Annotated in this window: 1 protein-coding gene; it reads right to left on the bottom strand. The window is 59.3% G+C overall.

Annotation, left to right across the window (positions count from 1 at the left end):
* Positions 1 to 106: 106 nt before the first annotated feature.
* Positions 107 to 246: ATP-binding protein (locus C7G61_RS43695; RefSeq protein ID WP_202975847.1), on the bottom strand; the 140-nt coding region annotated here is incomplete at its 5' end.

The raw sequence follows: 246 nt of genomic DNA, 5'->3' as shown, positions 1-246 counted from the left end.
TCGTCAGTTAGCCAAAGGCCAGCCATGGCAGATCGAGCTCTCAGACGACCAAATCCGTCAGCTTCGCAATCGGGTACGACGCACCAAGCGTTCGAAGAAGGAGGCATCATGAAGTCATCGGCTCGCCAATAACCTCGTGCCAAGTTGCCACAGGGAGTTGGCTGGTGATGAGGATGGAGCCGCGGCCATGACGGTCCTCGACGATCTCCATGAGATCGCGCCGCTGACTGGCTGAGAGGCGGTCGG

It is taken from the genome of Bradyrhizobium algeriense (assembly GCF_003062295.1).
Lineage (GTDB): Bacteria > Pseudomonadota > Alphaproteobacteria > Rhizobiales > Xanthobacteraceae > Bradyrhizobium > Bradyrhizobium algeriense.
This window is presented reverse-complemented; position numbering and strand designations above follow the sequence as displayed.